We start from the raw sequence: 17,883 nt of genomic DNA, 5'->3' as shown, positions 1-17,883 counted from the left end.
CATGCAGAGTCCTGCATGCCGGAGCACTCAGGGGTGGCTGTTGAACCAGGCGAGCACCTTGCCCGGCGACACGGCGAACCACTCATGCTTACCCAGTGGCTCGGTGTAGCGCTGGGTCTCGATGCCTTGTTGGAGCAGGCGGTCGTAGTACATGTCCATGCTCCACCAGGGCACGACCATGTCTACGAAACCATGCAGCAGCAGGGTTGGCGGATGATCGGCCGGCAGCGTGCTGGGGACCGAGCACAACGGGCCGCTGCAGGTTGCATAGGAGCCCGATTGCACCGCCAGGGCGCGGAATTGCCCCGGGAAGGAAACGGCCATCCGGCTGCTGTTGTAGCCGCCGCTGGAGATTCCCGTGGCGTACTGGCGCTGGCTGTTCAGCGGGCCGAAATGGCCACTGGCGATGGCGTTCAGCACGTTGCCGAGGAAGTCGTAATCGGTGGTCAGCTCATAGTTCTGAGCCAGGCCGGGGATGTTGGTCTGCCAGAACAGATCAGCCGGCGCGCTGGGGGCGACCACCGCATAGCCGTTGTTGAGCAGGGTCTGTACCAGCTTGCCTTCGTAATAACCGCCGAACGGCATGTTGCTGTAGTAGGTGAAGTCGTTCAGCGGGAAGAACGAGCCCTGGTAGATCATTACCACCGGCCAGCCACCCGCAGGCGGGGTGCCAACGGGCGTCTGGTAGATCACCTTGCGCTTGCCGACGATCCCGGAATCGATCCAGGTCGACTGGAAGGTGCAGCTGACCTTGGCAGGCAACAGCAGGGTTTTGCTGCGCTCGCTGCAGCGTGAATCGGCCCATGCCGGGCTGTGCAGCAGGCAGGTGAAGAGCAGTGACGCGATAAGTCCTTTGCGGGTATTGCGAGTAGTGAGCATGGCACTCGTCTCCGTTTTTATTGTGATACCGCTGCACAAATAGAAACAGGAATTCCGATTCCGTCAAGTGCCTGAGCGTCAGGAAGGACGGGCGCTGCAGCATTATTCATGCTGCAACGGGCGTGCTAGAGCCGCTCTGTGCAGGGATAAAAATAGCTGCGAAAGATCACGCGAAAAAATTACGTGGGGCGTGCTTGCCAGCGTGTTGGACTCCGGTTAACTTATATCGGAACCGATGTTCCGATTCCGATAAAAACAACAGCTGGAGGTCATCGTGACCCATCACGGAAAAGGTCTGGCATTCGCCGGCCTAGCATTGCTCAGCACGTTACCGCTTAGCGTGGCACACGCCTTTCAGGTGCGTTCAGATGACTGGACGGCGTCCCTGGATACCACCGTGTCGTATGGCGTCAGCTACCGCATGGAAGCACAGGACAAGAAGCTCATCGCCAAGGCCAACGGCGGCAAGGGCGACAACACTGCGCTGATCAACTCCGACGACGGCAACCTCAATTTCCGTCGGGGCGATCTGTTCTCCCAGGTGGTCAAGGCGGTTTCCGAACTGGACCTGCGTTTCCAGGACCAGTACGGCGTGTTCGTGCGGGGCCGTGCATTCTATGACTTCGAGCTCAAGGACGATGAGCGCCGTCACCGGCAGATCAGCAATAAGGGTCTCAAGGAGGCCGGTTCCAGCGTCGATCTGTTGGATGCTTTCGTCTATGGCAGTTGGACCGTCAACGACCGCGCCCTCAATGCCCGCCTTGGTCGTCAGGTGATCAACTGGGGTGAAGGCCTGTACTACCAGAACGGTATCGGCTCGACCAACCCGGTGGACATCAATGCCCTGCGCGCGCCGGGTTCCGAGCTGAAGGAAGCGTACATGCCGACCTTCATGATCTCGGGCTCGTTCGAGCTGCGCGACAACCTCAGCGTCGAAGGCTACTGGCAGCCAGGCAAGGCCTGGGAAGCATCGCGTATCGACCCTTGCGGGACCTACTACTCGACCCTCGACGTGATCGGCGAAGGCTGTAACTACCTGTCCGTTCCGCCTGTGCAGGAGCTGCTTACGGGGGGGATGGCATTCGATAATCCTGCCGCTGCCCAAGCCTATGCCGATGCATTGGCGGCCGGTGGGATGAACAACATACTCAAGGGGCTCCTGCCGACCACCTTCATTCCCCGGGCGCAGGATATCGATGCGGACCACGCGGCCCAGTATGGTGCGGCGGTGCGCTGGTTCGTGCCGCAGTTGAACGACACCGAGCTGGGCTTCTACTACATGCGCTACAACATGCAGGTGCCGATGCTTGGCCTGACTGTAGGGCAGCCTCGGATTATTCCTGGTGTGGGGCCCGTACCGATCGCCAACAGTTCGACCTACTACGCCGAGTACCTGGAAAAGCGCGACCTGTATGGCATCAGCTTCAACACCTCGGTCAAGGGCGACACCATTTTCAACGGCCTGTCGCTGGCCGGTGAGCTGAGCTACCGCCCGGATACACCGATTGCGCTGGGCCTGGCCGAATACCTGCCGCAAGCGCTGGGTCTCTCGGGTGGCTTTGCCCCAGGCACCCGCCTGGACGGCTACCGCGAAAAGGACATGTACCAGGCCTCGTTGGTCGCCATCTACAACTTCACCAATATCCTGGGTGCCGATTCGGCGACCTTCTTCTCCGAGGTCGTGGCCAGCCGCGTGCAGGGGCTGGAGTCGAACGTCGATTACTACGAAGCCACCCGCAGCGCCTACGGTGCTCAGGCCAGCATGAGCTTCAACTACAGCAACGTGTTCAACCTGTTCAATCTGGTGCCCAACATCAGCTACCAGTACAGCATCAAGGGCACGGCACCACAGCTTACCAACGGTCTGGATGAAGGCGCGCAGAGCTACTCGCTGGGTGTCGATGCCATCTACAAGGAGTCCCTGACGCTGGGCACCAAGTACGTCGCGTTCAGCGGCGGCGGTCTGACCAACAAGCGTACAGACCGCGATTTCCTCAGCTTCAACGTCAAATACAGCTTCTGAGAAGGGACGTCCCATCATGTATAAATCAGGATTGCTTCACACGGGTCTGCTGGCCGCCACATTGCTGGCCGCACCCCTGTTGCAAGCTCAAGTGAGTGCCGATCAGGTTGCCCGTCTGGGCGCCGACCTGACCCCGATGGGTGCGGAAAAGGCCGGTAACGCTGCCGGTACGATTCCCGCCTGGACCGGCGGTTTGCCCCAGACTGCCGACGCGTATGACCCGGCCCTTGGCTACAAGGACCCCTACGCGGCAGACCAGCCTCTGTTCAGCATCACCAATGCCAATGCCGCGCAGTACGCCGACCACCTGAGCCCCGGCCAGGTGGCCATGCTCCAGCGTTATCCAGACACCTGGAAACTGCAGGTCTACCCGACGCATCGCTCGGCCTCCTACCCGGACAAGGTCTATGCCGCGGTCAAGGAAAACGCCCGCAGCGCCCGGCTGATCGAGAACGGCAACGGCATCGACGACTTCAAGATCGCCACCCCGTTCCCGATCCCGCAATCGGGGCTCGAAGTGCTGTGGAACCACCTGGTGCGTTATCGCGGCGACGCGGTGAAGCGTTACTACGCCCAGGCGGTACCGCATGCCAGCGGCGACTACTTCATGACCCGCATCGAGGACCTGTTCCTGTTCAACCAGGATGCCGGAGACGCGAGCAAGAACAACGGCAACATTCTCTTCTACTTCCGTCAGTCGGTACTGGCTCCCGCGCGCCTGGCCGGCACTGAATTGCTGGTACACGAGACCGTCAACCAGGTGAAGGAGCCGCGCCTGGCCTGGCTGTATGCCGCAGGTCAGCGTCGTGTAAGACGCACCCCGAACGTCGCCTATGACTCACCCGGTACCGCTTCGGAAGGCATGCGTACCACCGACAACTTCGACATCTTCTCGGGAGCACCGGACAAGTACGAATGGCAACTGGTCGGCAAGAAAGAGATGTATGTGCCGTACAACAGCTATCGCCTGGCCTCGAAGAGCAACACGTACAAAGACATCGTCAATGCTGGCCATGTAAATCCGGACCTGCTGCGCTATGAGCTGCACCGGGTATGGCACGTGCGCGCGACGCTCAAGGCCGGGCAACGGCACCAGTACAAACAGCGCGACATGTACTTCGATGAAGACAGTTATCAGGTACTGGTGGTCGATCATTACGACAACCGCGACAAACTGTGGCGCGTCGGTGAGTCCTATTCGATCAACTTCTATGATCAGCCGCTGGTCTGGACCAAAGGGGATGCGATATATGATCTGATCGGTGGCCGTTATGTCATTGGTGTATTGTCCAATGAAGAACCGGCTGATCAGTTTGGTATTACGCTTAAACCGTCGGACTTCACACCTGCACAATTACGTCGTGACAGCAGACGTTAATGTTTGGGAACTTCCAGGTAATTGCAGACCAACCGCGAAAGTTCCTCAGGGATAACTTCCGCGGGGGTCGCGCCCATACTTCCAATCATGGTGTAGTAGTTCATGCCGGCCAGCAGCATATGGGCACTGAGGTCGGCAGCCTGTTGCGGGTTCGGATGGCCGAGTTCATCGGCTCGCGCGAGGGCGATGCGACAGAAGGTTTGGCCGATGTAGGCGTTGAGCTGGTGGAAGCGCGAGCGAAACTCTACGTCGACCGAGCTGCGGCGAATCAGGGCGCGGAGCAAGCCTTCGCTGCCGGCGAAGAGACGGATGACACCCTGGATGAAGCCCTCGATCTGCGCACGCAGTGGCAGATCGCTGCGGCTGAGTTCATCGGTGAGTGCATCGATGGCACCGCGCCCTTGTTCGACGAAGCGGTCATGCACGGCGTACAGCAGCACGTCCTTGTCGGCGAGCAGGCGGTAGAAGGTGCCCACCGAGGATTCGGCGAGCTGGGCGATCTGGGAAATACCGGTTTCTTCGAAACGATTGTCCGCCAACAAGTCGGCGGCGACATTGAGGAAACGTTCCAAGGCTTTTTTGCTGCGTGCCTGGGTGGGACTGACAATGCTGTACATAACTCGATACTCGAACCGGCGCTGCCCGATTCTAGGGGGTTTGCCCAAGCAAGGCAAATAACCATCCAGTAATAAGCGTCGTATAACAGCGGTGACAAAGAGTGCGGTTTTATACGGTCATTATTTAATTGATTGGCACTTTTTATACCCCCGATTCATTATGGGAAGCATATAGCAGTGGATTATATTAATTTGCCTGGAGGGCGTTTCGCCTATATTCGTCAGGGCCAGGGTCCTGCTGTCTTGTTATTGCATGGATTGGGTTCTTCACTGCTCGATTGGGAACCCCAGATCGAGCACCTGGCACGCTTCTGCGAGGTATTCGCCCTCGACGTCCGCGGCCATGGCCAGAGCGAGCCACTGCGGTCACCGGTCGACATGCATGGGTTGGCGGCGGATGTTGCCGACTTCATTCGTGCATTGGGTATCCAGCCCTGCATTCTGGTGGGCATTTCCATGGGCGGCATGCTGACCTTCCAGCTCCTGGCCGATCAGCCTCAGTTGGTGCGTGCGGCCGTGATCATCAACAGCGCCCCGAGTTTCCCGCTGGAATCCTGGAAAATCCGTGCGCAAATCGCTGTGCGCCTGTTGCTGGTGCGTCTGCTCGGCTTGCGTGGGTTGGGCCGAGTCCTGGCCGGCAAGCTGTTCCCCAAACCGGAGCAGCAAACGCTGCGCGAGCTGGTGGCCGAACGCATCGCAGGCAATGATCGGGTTTCCTACCTGCATGCCATGCGCGCCATTCCCGGCTGGTCGAGCCTGCCGGCGGTGCAGTACGTGGACACGCCGCTGCTGGTGGTGGCCGGGGACCGTGATTACACGCCGTTGTCGCACAAGGAGGAATATGTACGCCTGCTACGCAATGCGCATCTTGAGGTGATAGCCGACTCCGGGCACGCCACGCCGCTGGACCAGCCAGAACAGCTGAATCGCCTGCTTGAGGCCTTTATCGTCGAACATTCGGCGAATTTGCCCGCCTGACGTACGGGTGGTGCACCGGTACACTTGCCGCAGACTTTCTCTGCGGCTCTTTCCATGCATCTGCTTCCCTGGTCCCATCCCACGTCCGCTGGCTTCACCCTGACCGGCTGGCATTCGCCACCCTCCGGCAAGCCGCTGCTGCATTTTCTGCATGGCAATGGCTTCTGTGGCCGTACCTATGAGCCGATGCTGGCGCACTTGAGCGAGCATTTCGACCTGTGGCTGTGCGATGCCCAGGGCCATGGTGAAACCGAACATGGTGGGGATTTTCGAGGTTGGAACCGCAGCGCCGAGTTGGCTGTGGAGGCATTCGAAGCCGGGCGTGGTGCATTTGGCGATGTGCCTCGCTACATCCTGGGCCATAGCTTCGGCGGGGTGTTGAGCAGCCTGATCCTGTCTCGTCACCATCAGTTGTTCCGCCGCGCGGTGCTGCTCGACCCGGTGCTGTTTTCGCGCGGCATGATCATGGCGATGGCAGTAGCCCGGTTGTTCGGCGTGCATCGGCGCAACACCATGTCGCAGAAGTCCGTTAAGCGGCGCCAGCGCTGGCCGGACCGCGCCTCGGCATTCGCCCAGTTGCAGGGGCGTGGCATTTTCAAGGGCTGGGTGGATGAGGCGCTGCATGCCTATGTCGATAATGCGCTGAAGGATGTCGAGGGCGGGGTAGAACTGAAATGCCGGCCGAGTCGCGAAGTGGATATCTTCAGCTCCTTTCCCCGGCATCTCTGGTCATCGCTGCCCAAGATTCGCACGCCGACGCTGCTGATCCACGGCCAGGCAACCTACCCCTTCGTCGGGCAGTCGGCGCGCAAGCTGGCACGCATCAATCCGACAGTGATCGAGATGGAAGTGCCTGGCGGGCACTGCTTCATGCAGGAGTTTCCGGCGCAGAGTGCTGCCCAGGTTGTGGCGTTTCTGTTACCGGAAGGCTGAGACGCTTTAGAGATCCAGACGATCATGCTGCCGCTTCCAGTCTTGCAGCTGGATGACATTGCCGGGGGGCTGCTGCGTGGCTACGGGTTCGCGCGGCGCTTCGTCTGAGGCGGCAAAAGGGTGAGCGTCCAACTCGATCGCGCCTACTTGCTGGCCGAACATGCTGATGCTGCCGGTCAGGCGTTGCTCGCCGTTCACGGTGAACTCGAAGTCGAAAATCCGCGCCAGCCGCTTATGTCCACGAGCATCGCGCAGTATCGCCAGGCGGCGCAGAGCGACATTGCCATCGAGCAACTCCACTTCCATCTTCGCGCAGTGCTGCTTGGCCAGCAGCAGGGCGCGTTCGCGTATGCCATGCCCGCGCCACAGCCAGGCCGTGGCGGCGAAGAACAGCATCAACAGAAACACATCGAACAGACTCAGCATGGCGACTCCGGTAGCAGATGTTCAGCTTAACCGATCCATTGCTTCTGTCTCAGGTCTTGGCTTGTCGCTCGGCGAATTTCTGGTTAGCGTCCGCGCCAGTCAATGGGAGTGAAGGGATTGCTCATGCGTGCGCCGATGTTACTGGTAGTGGGGGCGGCGGTTTTATTGCTGGCGGGCTATGCGTGGCTACGTGACGAGCCCATCAGCCCGGACGCACAGGCCTGGTTGGCGCCTGCCGAGCACCAGGTAACGCACAGTGAAGCGTACCTGCTCTTGCTCGGTATCCATGCGCCAATCGGGCAATCTCCCCGTGAGCTGGGCGCTCAGACCTTGGCGGCCTACCAGGCCTGGCGAGTGGCGCATTCCGTCAGTGAACCGTTCAGCCCCGATCAACACGCCATGCTGCCACTGCCCGATGGCGAGTTTTTCTGCCCCATTACCCTGGCAGCGTGTTTCGCCAGGCTGGTCGAGCGCAGTCCTGAGCTGCCTGCCATCCTCGGGACGCATGGCGAGTTGCTTGAGCGCTACCGGCAGTTTATCGCCCTTGATGATTACCTCACGCTGGCCCAGCCAGGGCCCGACGAGCCCATACCCGCGCTCAGTTATCTGTTGAGGGGCGCCCACCTACTGGGGCTGCAGGCGCTGCAGCAGGCCCTGGCTGGCGAAAAGCATGCAGCCAGCGCCCTGTTGCTGGAGGAGCGCAGTGCTTTGCGCCAATACCTGGCCCGCGCCGATCACCTGGTGCTGAAGATGGCCTTGGTCGCACTGCTCAACCGCAACCTGGAATGGCAGGCACGGCTGCAGCGAGCGGGGTTGGTCGCGGTGGCGCAGGACACGGCGGCGCTCACCCTGGAGGAGCGCTCGTTATCACGGGCATTGCAGCATGAGTTTCAGGCGCAGGCGGCGGTTTACCACGGTCTCGGTGCCGAGAGGCGCGTTCGCGGGAGTCTGGACATGTGGCTGGGGTACAAGCCGCAGATGAGCATCAATGCGAGCCTGGCGCGCTATCAGGTCGCGGCGCAGCTTTCCGAACTGCCTCCGCAGGAGTTCAGCCAGGCCATGGCGCACGTGCCGGCGCAGCAGGTGCCGCATACCGGTGTGCGCAACTGGGTGGGTGACGTGTTGCTGGCCATTAAAGTGCCTGACTGGAACCGCTATGCTGCGCGTATCCACGACCTCGACGCCAAGTTGCGGTTGTTGGCCCTCAGCGCTGCACTGCCGCAGGAGGTTGTCGAGGCGGGTGTGGCGAGTCTGAATGGGGCGCAGAACCCCTATGAGCCCACACAGCGCCCTTTTCTCGATGATCAGGATCGCCTGTGCTACAACGGCCCCTTTGATGCCAAAGAGGCCGGTCGCTGCGTGCCGTTATGAGCGTTTAGCCAGCCAGGCCCAGACGCTGGCACATGCCGTTGGCGATTTCGCGTTCGCCCATGATCACCAGATCGGCACCGTTCTGTTCCAGGTAATCGACCTCGGCATCGAAGTGCGCGCGGGCGATGATCTCCAGGTTCGGATTGATGGCCCGGGCCTGTTGGGCAATCTGCCCGGCTTCGAAACCATTGGCGATGGCGATCAGCAGCCAGCGGGCATGCTCCACCTGCGCCAGCTCGAGAACACCCGGTCTGGCCGCGTTGCCCAGCACCGTACTGATGCCGTTGGCGCGTAGCTCATCGAGGCTGGCGCGGTTGTCTTCGGTCACCACCAGGGGAATCCCGGCGGCTTGCAGGCGGTCAGCAACCCGATGGCCGACGCGGCCGTAACCAATGAGAATAGCGTGGTCGCGCTCGAGGATTGGCGGAGGGATATCTGCTTCGACCTTGCCACTGGGCTGGCCCACACCCTCGCGGCGATCCAGCCACGGCTGCAGGCGCTTGATGGCGACGAACAGCAGCGGATTGACCATGATCGACAGGATGGCGCCGGCCAGCAGCAGATCGCGGCCCTGCTCCGGCAGCAGTTCCAGCCCGACGCCCAGGGTGATGAGGATGAAGCTGAACTCACCGATCTGCGCCAGGCTGGCGGAAATCGTCAGCGCGGTACTCAGTGGGTGGCCGAAGGCGCGCACGATGGCCAGTGCCGCCAGCGACTTGCCGAAGACGATGACCAGGAAGGTGGCCAGAACCGGCAGCGGCTCCTTGAACAGAATCAGCGGGTCGAACAGCATGCCCACCGAGACGAAGAACAGGACGGCGAAGGCGTCGCGCAGCGGCAGGGTTTTTTCTGCGGCATCGTGGCTGAGTTCCGACTCGTTGAGCACCATGCCGGCGAAGAACGCGCCCAGGGCGAAGGACACATCAAAGAGGATCGCCGAGCCATAGGCGATGCCCATGGCAATGGCCAGGACCGACAAGGTGAACAGCTCGCGTGAGCCTGTGGCGGCGACCTTGGTCAGAATCCATGGAATCACGCGGCGACCGACTACCAGCATCAGGGCGATGAACGCACCGACCTTGGCCAGGGTGATCAGTAACTGGAAACCGAGGCTGATTTCTTCACTGGCAGCCTTGCCGCCGAGCATGCCGGACAGCGCCGGCAACAGGACCAGCGCCAGGACCATGACCAGGTCTTCGACGATCAGCCAGCCGATGGCGATGCGCCCGCGCTGGGTGTCGAGCAGGTTGAGTTCTTCGAGGGCGCGCAGCAGCACCACGGTACTGGCGACGGACAGTGCCAGGCCGAAGATCAGGCCCGCGCCGAGCGTCCAGTCCATGCTCCAGGCCAGCAGCATGCCGAGCAGGGTGGCGACGGTGATCTGTACCACGGCGCCGGGGATGGCGATGGCTTTGACCGACATCAGGTCTTTGAGCGAGAAGTGCAGGCCGACACCGAACATGAGCAGGATCACGCCCAGTTCTGAGATTTCCATGGACAGTGCCTGGTCGGCAACGAAACCCGGGGTAAACGGGCCAGCCAGCACGCCAGCGAGCAGGTAGCCGACCAGCGGCGAGATGCGCAGGCGATGGGCCAGCGAGCCGAGGACAAAAGCCAGGACCAGGCCAGCGGCCAGGGTGGCAAGCAGGGGTGTGTGATGGGGCATCCGGGCTCCTTTGAGGCACGCAGGGGACAGCCTGATGAAGACGGCAAGAGTGCGTGTAGGCTGTTCGATGGTGTATCACGGGGCCAGGCCCGTGCTGGAAGCGGTGTCTGCCGCGGCCAGTAGAGTAACCTGAAAAATATCATCAAGCCTGGCAGTTTTTTTGTCAGGAAATGTCGGTGTGGTCAGCCCTCCGCGCGCAGTGCTTGATAGCGCTCGTCCAGTTCCTGGCGTATGGCGCGTCGTTGTTTGGCCTGGGAAAAACGCCGTCGTTCTTCCGCAGTTTCCGGCTGCAGGGCTGGCACGGGCGTCGGTGCGCCACGTTCATCCACCGCAACCATGGAAAAGAAGCAGCTGTTGGTGTGGCGTACCGACTTCTCGCGGATGTTCTCGGTGATGACCTTGATGCCGATTTCCATGGAGGTACGCCCGGTGTAGTTGACCGAGGCGAGAAAGGTCACCAGCTCGCCGACATGAATCGGTTCGCGGAAGATCACCTGATCCACCGACAGGGTCACCACGTAGCTGCCGGCATAACGGCTGGCGCAGGCGTAGGCCACTTCGTCGAGGTACTTGAGCAGGGTGCCGCCGTGGACATTGCCGGAGAAATTGGCCATGTCCGGGGTCATGAGAACGGTCATCGTCAGTTGGGCGTTACCGGGTTCCATGGCGTGCTCTGCAGAGGGATTCGATCAGAAAACGATAGCTGGGCTTGGTTCGGCTTGCCTGCGGGTTTCGGCATGCGATCAACGCGTTTCTTGCCATTCAAATGCAGGTGAACAGGTTCTAAGCTGACCACCTGGCTCATCAGAAGGTCCCTCTAATGAAATACCTGATCTGTTACAGCCTGTTGACCCTGCCATTGTTGGCCGTGGCAGCAGCGCCCTGTGAAACCACCCAGCAGTGCAACGCGCAAGGCACGCAGGCCTACAAGGCGGGGCATTACCCTGAGGCGGTGGAAGCGTTCGAGCGTCAGCTGCGGCGCGCCGAGCTCGCGGAAAATGCCACGGAGCGTGAGCTGGCGCTGAACAACCTGATGCTGGCCACCCTGAAGGCTGGCCAGCCCGGCATGGCCAGGGCCTGGCTGGAGGTGGCGCTGGAGGCACAGATGAACGGTGTCGCCACACGGCACAATCTGGCCAAGCTGGGTGCGCAGGATCTGTCCGCCCTGACGGCGTCTGCCGAGGGGCATTACCTGCGCTATGGCGGTCAGGCCGTATGGAGCACGCTGACGATCAACCGGGCAAAGGATGGCAGCTACCGCGCCGAGTTTTCGCCGCTGCGTGTAGAGGCGAAGGTTGAAGAGTATGGGCCTGCTGCCATTGGCGAACTGGAGGGACGTCTGTCCGGCGAGGGTGACTACTTCAGCCTGGAAGAGGCGGGGCTGGCTCCGGGCTGTGCGGTACAGGTGCTGCGCGATGGCTTGCGCCTGCGCGTCGTGGAGGTCTTCGCCGAGGGTTGCCAGGACTATGGCGGCGCCAATATCAGTGTGGGTGGCCGCTACTACAAGGCCCGGTAACCGGTTACACGACGGCACACCTTAGAGCCTGTTTACGATCTCCTGGCTCGCGGCCATACGGCGTTAAAAACGCCCTCGGAATGCTCATTTACCACTTGTAAACTCGAGTGCGAGCCCAGTCCGCTTCCTCGGGCGTTTTTGCCTTGTCTGGCTCTAATCCAGAAGATCGTAAACAGGCTCGTAGAGGTGTGCGCCTCTACGGTTCTCGACTGACAGGCCTAGCCGTGGTTCAGGTACCAGCGCCAGTCCTGTTCGCCGACTTCACCCATGAACTGGCGATACTCCGTCCACTTGATCGCCAGGAACACCTTGAGGAAGTCCTCGCCCAGCGCTTCTCGGGCCCAGTCCGACTGTTCCAGCGAACGCAGCGCCGTAAGCCAGTCGGTGGGCAGGAACTCGGTAGCCTGTTCGTAACCGTTGCCGACGATGGCCAGGCCTGGATCGATCTGCTCACGAATCCCCTTGTGGATGCCGGCAAGGATGGCGGCCGCAGCCAGGTAAGGGTTGGCGTCGGCGCCGCAGATGCGGTGCTCGATATGGCGGCTCTTGGCGGGCCCGCCGGGCACGCGGAAGGACACCGTGCGGTTGTTGACGCCCCAGCTCTTGGCCAATGGCGCGTAGCTGTTGGCCTGGAAGCGTCGGAACGAGTTGGCGTTGGGACAGAAGATCGCCAGGGCATCGTTGAGCGTGGTCATCATGCCGCCGATGGCGTGGCGCAGCAGCGGCGTGCCCTGTGGATCTTCCGAGGCCATCAGGTTGTTGCCCTCGGCATCGGCCAGGCTGACGTGCATGTGCATGCCGCTGCCGGCCAAATCGCCGAAGGGTTTGGCCATGAAGCAGGCCTGCAGGCCATGCTTGTTGGCCACACCTTTGACCAAGCGTTTGTAGCGGATGCCTTCATCGATGGCCTGCAGCGCATCGAAGCGATGCTCCAGGGTCAGCTCGACCTGGCCTGGTGCGTACTCGGAAATCGCCGTGCGCACGGGCAGCCCCTGCGTTTCGCAGGCGGCATAGAGATCGTCGAGAAACGGCTGCAGCTGCTCCAGCTCATACACGCCATAGACTTGCGGCGCCTGCGGGCGCACACCATTCATCTGTAGCGCTGGTTGCGGACGGCCGTTGGCATCACGTTGCTTATCCAGCAGATAGAACTCCAGCTCCACCGCCATCACCGGATGCAAACCATCGGCCTTGAGGCGGTCGATTACGCGGACCAGGGTGTGTCGTGGATCGGCTGGCGTGGCGGGCAGGCCCTGGGTCGGGTGCATGCTGACCTGTAACTGGCCGGTTGGGGTGCTGCGCCAGGGTTGCAGGGTCAGGCTGCCGGGTAGCGGGTAGGTCCAGCAGTCGGCATCGGCGACTTCCCAGACCAGGCCGGTGGCCTCGACGTCTTCACCTTGCACGGTGAGGGCGAGAATCGAGCTGGGCAGGGGGCGGCCATTCTCATAGATGGCCAGCAGCTCGTCGCGGTGCAGCAACTTGCCGCGGGGGATGCCGTTGGCGTCGATCAGCATCAGCTCGATGCTGCGGACCTCGGGGTGGGCGCTGAGGAAGTCGCGGGCTTCCTGGGGATCGGCAAACTGCATGATGGTTGTCTCTGTAGGGTGGTTGGCGATTTATCCATCCACCGGAAATATCGGGTGTCGGTGCAGCCTGTTGGTGGATGGAAAGAGCGCCAGCTACGCGCCCGATCCACCCTGTGGATTATTCGCGGGCACCGGGAATGGCCAGCAGCTCGGTCAGGGCCTGGTCGAGCGTGGCGATCAGGCGGTCCACGTCGGCCTCGCTGGTGTCCGGGCAGCACAGGGTCATGTTGTGGAACGGGGTGATGAGGATGCCGCGGTTGATCAGGTACAGGTGCAGCGCCATCTGCAGGCTGTCGTGGAACGCGGCTTCGGCCTCGGCGCCGGTTTTCGGCGGCGTGGCGCAGAACTGGAACTCGCAGCGCGCGCCCAGTTCGGTCACCGACCAGTGCAGGTTGTGACGGGCGATCAGCGTGCGAAAGCCTTCGGCCAGGCGGGCGGCCAGCGGCAGCATGTAGTCGTAGGCGGCGGGGGTCATCACCTGTTCCAGATTGGCGCGCATGCAGTGCATGGCCAGGGCGTTGGCTGACAGGGTGGTGCCCATGCCGCTGTGGCCATGACCATGGCTGGCTTCGCTGGCATGTTGCCGGGCCAGTTGCATGTCCTGCGCCATCTCGTGGCTGCAGCCATACACCGAACAGGGCACACCGCCGGCAATCGGCTTGCCGAGGGTGATGAAGTCCGGTTTGAGGTCCCAGGCGCGTGTGCATCCGCCAGGGCCGGTGGAGATGGTGTGGGTCTCGTCGATGATCAGCAGGCTGCCGTAGTGGTGGGTCAGCTCGCGCACCTTCTGCATGAAGCCTGGTTCGGGCAGGACCATGCCGATATTGGTCATCGCCGGTTCGCACAGTACGGCCGCCACATCACCCTGGGCCAGCGCGGCTTCCAGAGCGGCGACGTCGTTGAATGGCACAGCGCGGCTGGTCTTGGCCAGGTTGCGGGCCTGGCCGATCAGCCCGCTGCGGTGCACCGTCTGCCCTTCTCGGCAGCGCACCATCACATCGTCGACGGTGCCGTGGTAACAGCCGTCGAACACCAGCAGCACCTTGCGTCCGGTGATCGCGCGGGCCCAGCGGATAACGAAGCGGTTGGCGTCGGTGGCGGTGGTTGCCACCTGCCAGTAGGGCAGGCCGAAGCGCTCGGCCAACAGCTCTCCGGCGATTACAGCGTCTTCGCCCGGGAGCATGGTTGTCAGGCCGTTGGCGCCTTGCTCGGCGATGGCTTTGGCGATGGGATCGGGCGAGTGGCCGAACATGCTGCCGGTGTCACCCAGGCAGAAGTCGACGTATTCATGACCGTCCACGTCGTAGAAACGGGCGCCTTTGGCGCGACTGACGAACAGTGGGCTGGGGGTCGACCAGTCGCTCATCCAGTGCATCGGTACGCCGCCGAACAAGGAGTGGCGGGCACGCTCGGCCAGGGCGATGGACTTCGGATTCTGTGCGATGAAATGCTGCCGTTCACGCGCACTCAGGGTGGATACGGCCTGTTCGCTGATGCCACTGGCGGTCATGTTGCACACCTCGTTTGTTTTTTCGCACATCTTCCATTTGTGATCACAAAAAAGTCAATGCGCTCCGTTCATCCGCTGATAATCTGCCGATCATCCAGCGGTGATCACAAGCGAGGTTGCTGTGAACGAGGTATGGCGTGGCCAGGTTGCCTTGGTAGCGAGCCCGGTATGGGCTTGGCTATCGCCACCCTAAGCCAGCTGTGCCGCGGTGCAGTGTTGGTGGTGCGGCGATAACTGTTTGATCGAAACAAGGGATAGTGAAACATGAGCAATTGCAGCCTGACGTTCGCCCAACTGCCGGCTCCCCCGGCCTGTGTGGAGTGATCCACGGTGGCCGAAAATCTTCAGGAACAGCTGTACCAGAACTTGCGCCAGGCCTTGTTGGCAGGGCGCTTCCAACCCGGCGAGCGTTTGAAGATCCGAGATCTCGCCGAAGAATGGGGCACCAGCCCGATGCCCGTGCGTGCTGCCTTGCAGCGGCTGGTCGCCGAGGGCGCACTCGAGGGCGAGCCGCAGCGCTCGGTGCGGGTGCCGGTGATGACGCGCGAGCGTTTCCAGCAGATCTTCGAGGTGCGCCTGAGCCTGGAAGGGCTGGCGGTGGAGCTGGGGGCGCAGCGTCTCGATACGGCTGGCCGTGCGGCGCTGGGCGAGTGCGTAGCACGGATGCAGCAGGCCATTGCCCAGCGGCAGGTACAGGCCTACCTGAGCGCCAACAGTGCCTTCCACCTGACGCTCTACCGCGCGTGTGACAACCCGGTGTTGCTGCGCATGATCGAGTCGCTGTGGCTGCAGGTCGGGCCCATCTTCAACCAGTTGTTCAGCGAATCGAACCTGTCGCCACGTCTCAACGATTTCCACCAGGAAGCCTATGCCGCCCTCGATGCGGGCGACGGCAAGCGGGCGCGCCGGGCCATCGAGAAAGACCTGATGTATTTCGCGCGTTTTCTAAGCCGGATACTGGAACAGGAAAGACCCTGAACAGAGCGGCTCGTGAGCAACTGTTTCCGAATATTGCTGCCACACAGCAGTATCGGGCCGAGTGTTAACCTGCTGCGGTCGTGCTGCCTTTCGGGCAGCGCTGCCCCCTGATCAAGCGGCTCTCGGAAGCCAAGCGAGCCATCCGCCCGCAGGCCTTTTGCCTGCCCAGCAATAAAGGAGATTCACCGCCATGCATGCCATCGATTTCATCCAGGACTTGGCGGTCATCATGCTGGTGGCCGGTGTGGTCACGGTGCTTTTCCACCGTTTCAAGCAGCCGGTGGTGCTCGGTTATATCCTCGCCGGCTTTCTGATCGGCCCGCATACCCCGCCGTTCGGCCTGATCCATGATGAGGACACGATCAAGACCCTCGCCGAGCTTGGCGTGATCTTCCTGATGTTCTGCCTCGGCCTCGAATTCAGCCTGCGCAAGCTATTCAGCGTGGGAGCCACGGCCTTCCTCGCGGCGTTCATGGAAATCCTCCTGATGGTCTGGCTGGGCTGGGAAATCGGCCAGTTCTTCGGCTGGGGCAAGATGGACTCGATCTTCCTCGGGGCGATCCTGGCGATGTCCTCGACCACCATCATCATCAAGGCGCTCAGCGACCTGAAGATGAAGAACGAGCGCTTTGCCCAGCAGATATTCGGCGTGCTGATCGTCGAGGACATTCTCGGCATCGGCATCATCGCCCTGCTGTCGGGTATTGCCGTCAGCGGTTCGGTGGAGACCGGCGAGGTGTTTTCCACCGTCGGCAAGCTGACCCTGTTCATGATCGTTGCCCTGGTCATCGGTATCCTGCTGGTGCCGCGCCTGCTCGCCTACGTGGCCAAGTTCGAGAGCAACGAGGTGATGCTGATCACCGTGCTGGGCCTGTGCTTCGGCTTCTGCCTGCTGGTGGTCAAGTTGCAGTACAGCATGGTGCTCGGTGCGTTCCTGATCGGCGCGATCATGGCCGAGTCGCGGCAACTGGTGCAGATCGAGAAGCTGGTCGAGCCGGTACGCGACATGTTCAGCGCGATCTTCTTCGTTGCCATCGGCCTGATGATCGACCCGGGGATCCTGCTCGAACACCCCTGGCCGATTCTGGTCATCACGCTGACGGTGATCCTCGGCAAGATGGTCTCTTGCGGCCTCGGCGCCTTCCTGGCCGGCAATGACGGACGCACCTCGCTGCGCGTGGGCATGGGCCTGTCGCAGATCGGCGAGTTCTCCTTCATCATCGCCGCGCTCGGCATGAGCCTGGGGGTGACCAGCGATTTCCTCTATCCCATCGTGGTCGCCGTTTCGGCCATCACCACGCTGACCACGCCTTACCAGATTCGCGCCGCCGACCCGCTGAGCGAGCGGCTCGCCCGGCTGGTGCCACAGCGTGTATCACGGGTGTTCAGCCTGTACGGTGACTGGCTGCGGAATATCCAGCCACAGGGACAAAGCGCGATTCTGATGGGGATGATCCGCAAGATCATCCTGCAGGTCGGGGTCAACCTGTCGTTGGTGGTGGCGATTTTCCTGGCAGGTGCCTACTTTGCCGGCACGTTGTCTGAACACCTGAATACCTGGATCACTCAGGAGAATCTGCAGAAGGGCGTGATCTGGGGCGGCGCGCTGGTGCTGTCGCTGCCGTTCCTGATCGCCGCTTACCGCAAGCTCAAGGCGCTGGCCATGTTGCTGGCGGAAATGGGCGTGCGGCCCGAGAAAGCCGGACGTCATACGGTGCGGGTGCGGCGGATCATTTCAGAGTTGATTCCGCTGTTGTCACTGGTGGGCATCATGCTGCTGATGATGGCGTTGTCGGCGAGCATCCTGCCTACCGGCGAGTTGCTGGTGATCATCGCCCTGGTTGCCTCGGCGCTGATCGCGCTGCTCTGGCGCTGGTTCATCCGCGTGCATTCGCGCATGCAGATAGCGCTGATGGAAACCCTGGAAAACAACAGCCCGGATAACCATCACCGGTAGTGCCTGTGCAAGGCGGCTGTGCGTTGGTTATGCGCAGCCGCCTCCAGCTTGCCGGCCTAGAGCAA

General features: G+C 61.7%; 15 protein-coding genes. 8 read left to right on the top strand and 7 right to left on the bottom strand.

Annotated features, from left to right (window positions below; genetic code table 11):
- Positions 1–27 precede the first annotated feature (27 nt).
- Positions 28–879, bottom strand: coding sequence for an extracellular medium-chain-length polyhydroxyalkanoate depolymerase (locus ACWPW0_RS22565; RefSeq protein WP_447595281.1), 852 nt, complete (start codon positions 877–879; stop codon positions 28–30).
- A gap of 274 nt (positions 880–1,153) precedes the next feature.
- Here ACWPW0_RS22565 and ACWPW0_RS22560 point away from each other — a divergent pair, with 274 nt between their 5' ends.
- Both ACWPW0_RS22560 and ACWPW0_RS22555 read left to right on the top strand, forming a co-directional pair.
- Positions 1,154–2,902, top strand: a complete 1,749-nt coding sequence (locus ACWPW0_RS22560; protein ID WP_454256612.1) for a DUF1302 domain-containing protein — start codon at positions 1,154–1,156, stop codon at positions 2,900–2,902.
- A 16-nt stretch (positions 2,903–2,918) separates the two neighbouring features.
- Positions 2,919–4,280, top strand: a complete 1,362-nt coding sequence (locus ACWPW0_RS22555; RefSeq protein ID WP_447595277.1) for a DUF1329 domain-containing protein — start codon at positions 2,919–2,921, stop codon at positions 4,278–4,280.
- Here ACWPW0_RS22555 and ACWPW0_RS22550 read toward each other — a convergent pair.
- Positions 4,277–4,897, bottom strand: coding sequence for a TetR/AcrR family transcriptional regulator (locus ACWPW0_RS22550; protein WP_447595275.1), 621 nt, complete (start codon positions 4,895–4,897; stop codon positions 4,277–4,279). The genes ACWPW0_RS22555 and ACWPW0_RS22550 overlap by 4 nt on opposite strands.
- A gap of 177 nt (positions 4,898–5,074) precedes the next feature.
- On the opposite strand from ACWPW0_RS22550, the gene ACWPW0_RS22545 reads away from it, so the two are divergent.
- Positions 5,075–5,875, top strand: a complete 801-nt coding sequence (locus ACWPW0_RS22545; protein WP_447595274.1) for an alpha/beta fold hydrolase — start codon at positions 5,075–5,077, stop codon at positions 5,873–5,875.
- A gap of 54 nt (positions 5,876–5,929) precedes the next feature.
- On the top strand, positions 5,930–6,808 hold the full coding sequence (locus ACWPW0_RS22540; protein ID WP_447595273.1) for an alpha/beta fold hydrolase: 879 nt from the start codon (positions 5,930–5,932) through the stop codon (positions 6,806–6,808).
- A gap of 6 nt (positions 6,809–6,814) precedes the next feature.
- On the opposite strand, the gene ACWPW0_RS22535 is transcribed toward ACWPW0_RS22540, so the two are convergent.
- On the bottom strand, positions 6,815–7,234 hold the full coding sequence (locus tag ACWPW0_RS22535) for a DUF3301 domain-containing protein (protein ID WP_447595271.1): 420 nt from the start codon (positions 7,232–7,234) through the stop codon (positions 6,815–6,817).
- 123 nt (positions 7,235–7,357) lie between these two features.
- On the opposite strand from ACWPW0_RS22535, the gene ACWPW0_RS22530 reads away from it, so the two are divergent.
- The gene (locus ACWPW0_RS22530) at positions 7,358–8,605 is read left to right on the top strand and encodes a hypothetical protein (RefSeq protein ID WP_454256611.1); all 1,248 of its coding nucleotides are present in this window, start codon (positions 7,358–7,360) and stop codon (positions 8,603–8,605) included.
- Between the two features lie 4 nt (positions 8,606–8,609).
- Here the strand turns inward: ACWPW0_RS22530 and ybaL are convergent, their stop codons facing one another.
- Entirely contained in the window at positions 8,610–10,271 is a 1,662-nt protein-coding gene (gene ybaL, locus ACWPW0_RS22525) for a YbaL family putative K(+) efflux transporter (RefSeq protein ID WP_447595268.1), read from the bottom strand.
- A 182-nt stretch (positions 10,272–10,453) separates the two neighbouring features.
- Positions 10,454–10,936 (bottom strand): acyl-CoA thioesterase, encoded by a 483-nt coding sequence (locus ACWPW0_RS22520; RefSeq protein ID WP_447595267.1) that lies wholly within the window; start codon positions 10,934–10,936, stop codon positions 10,454–10,456.
- Positions 10,937–11,091: 155 nt separating this feature from the next.
- On the opposite strand from ACWPW0_RS22520, the gene ACWPW0_RS22515 reads away from it, so the two are divergent.
- Positions 11,092–11,787: a tetratricopeptide repeat protein gene (locus ACWPW0_RS22515; RefSeq protein ID WP_454256610.1), complete on the top strand. Its 696-nt coding sequence runs from the start codon at positions 11,092–11,094 to the stop codon at positions 11,785–11,787.
- 218 nt (positions 11,788–12,005) lie between these two features.
- Here ACWPW0_RS22515 and ACWPW0_RS22510 read toward each other — a convergent pair whose 3' ends face one another.
- Positions 12,006–13,373, bottom strand: a complete 1,368-nt coding sequence (locus ACWPW0_RS22510; RefSeq protein WP_454256609.1) for a glutamine synthetase family protein — start codon at positions 13,371–13,373, stop codon at positions 12,006–12,008.
- A gap of 118 nt (positions 13,374–13,491) precedes the next feature.
- A complete protein-coding gene (locus ACWPW0_RS22505; RefSeq protein WP_447595261.1) occupies positions 13,492–14,883 on the bottom strand; it encodes an aspartate aminotransferase family protein in 1,392 nt (463 codons plus the stop codon).
- A gap of 330 nt (positions 14,884–15,213) precedes the next feature.
- Here ACWPW0_RS22505 and ACWPW0_RS22500 point away from each other — a divergent pair, with 330 nt between their 5' ends.
- The gene (locus ACWPW0_RS22500; protein WP_454256608.1) at positions 15,214–15,861 is read left to right on the top strand and encodes a GntR family transcriptional regulator; all 648 of its coding nucleotides are present in this window, start codon (positions 15,214–15,216) and stop codon (positions 15,859–15,861) included.
- Positions 15,862–16,051: 190 nt separating this feature from the next.
- Positions 16,052–17,818 (top strand): cation:proton antiporter, encoded by a 1,767-nt coding sequence (locus ACWPW0_RS22495; RefSeq protein ID WP_447595257.1) that lies wholly within the window; start codon positions 16,052–16,054, stop codon positions 17,816–17,818.
- The last annotated feature ends 65 nt before the right edge of the window (positions 17,819–17,883 follow it).

This window comes from Pseudomonas sp. Marseille-Q8238 (assembly GCF_965111915.1).
Note: the sequence above shows the minus strand (reverse complement) of the source record. Positions and strands in the feature narration are given on the sequence as shown.

What these genes read in the sequence shown, in the direction of transcription:
- ACWPW0_RS22565 (WP_447595281.1), bottom strand. Translation starts at nt 879, where the DNA reads ATGCTCACTACTCGCAATACCCGCAAAGGACTTATCGCGTCACTGCTC.
- ACWPW0_RS22555 (WP_447595277.1), top strand. Translation starts at nt 2,919, where the DNA reads ATGTATAAATCAGGATTGCTTCACACGGGTCTGCTGGCCGCCACATTG.
- ACWPW0_RS22550 (WP_447595275.1), bottom strand. Translation starts at nt 4,897, where the DNA reads ATGTACAGCATTGTCAGTCCCACCCAGGCACGCAGCAAAAAAGCCTTG.
- ACWPW0_RS22540 (WP_447595273.1), top strand. Translation starts at nt 5,930, where the DNA reads ATGCATCTGCTTCCCTGGTCCCATCCCACGTCCGCTGGCTTCACCCTG.
- ACWPW0_RS22535 (WP_447595271.1), bottom strand. Translation starts at nt 7,234, where the DNA reads ATGCTGAGTCTGTTCGATGTGTTTCTGTTGATGCTGTTCTTCGCCGCC.
- ACWPW0_RS22530 (WP_454256611.1), top strand. Translation starts at nt 7,358, where the DNA reads ATGCGTGCGCCGATGTTACTGGTAGTGGGGGCGGCGGTTTTATTGCTG.
- ybaL (WP_447595268.1), bottom strand. Translation starts at nt 10,271, where the DNA reads ATGCCCCATCACACACCCCTGCTTGCCACCCTGGCCGCTGGCCTGGTC.
- ACWPW0_RS22520 (WP_447595267.1), bottom strand. Translation starts at nt 10,936, where the DNA reads ATGGAACCCGGTAACGCCCAACTGACGATGACCGTTCTCATGACCCCG.
- ACWPW0_RS22515 (WP_454256610.1), top strand. Translation starts at nt 11,092, where the DNA reads ATGAAATACCTGATCTGTTACAGCCTGTTGACCCTGCCATTGTTGGCC.
- ACWPW0_RS22510 (WP_454256609.1), bottom strand. Translation starts at nt 13,373, where the DNA reads ATGCAGTTTGCCGATCCCCAGGAAGCCCGCGACTTCCTCAGCGCCCAC.
- ACWPW0_RS22505 (WP_447595261.1), bottom strand. Translation starts at nt 14,883, where the DNA reads ATGACCGCCAGTGGCATCAGCGAACAGGCCGTATCCACCCTGAGTGCG.
- ACWPW0_RS22495 (WP_447595257.1), top strand. Translation starts at nt 16,052, where the DNA reads ATGCATGCCATCGATTTCATCCAGGACTTGGCGGTCATCATGCTGGTG.